We start from the raw sequence: 240 nt of genomic DNA, 5'->3' as shown, positions 1-240 counted from the left end.
CGGCACCGATCGGGGCCCAGCCGTACATCTGGCCGCTGTCGAGCCCCGATTCGTCGCCCCAGACACATTGGATCCCACCAGCGATCACGTGCTCGCCGATGCGGAACGGGGCCTCTTGCGCGACCCAACCGAGATCCTTCAGCTGCTCGACGAAGGACGGGCGCATGATCGAATCGCACGTCATGTCCGCCGCGGGTGCCGGCGGCGTCGCGGTCGGCGATGTCGTCGGGGCTGGAGCCG

At 69.2% G+C, this 240-nt stretch carries 1 protein-coding gene; it reads right to left on the bottom strand.

Annotation, left to right across the window (positions count from 1 at the left end):
• On the bottom strand, window positions 1-184 hold a 184-nt coding region (locus SB717_RS39130; RefSeq protein ID WP_410908673.1), incomplete at its 3' end, for a hypothetical protein.
• Between the last annotated feature and the right edge of the window lie 56 nt (window positions 185-240).

The sequence above is a fragment of the Priestia sp. SIMBA_032 genome (assembly GCF_046535215.1).
GTDB classification, from domain to species: domain Bacteria; phylum Bacillota; class Bacilli; order Bacillales; family Bacillaceae_H; genus Priestia; species Priestia aryabhattai.
This window is presented reverse-complemented; position numbering and strand designations above follow the sequence as displayed.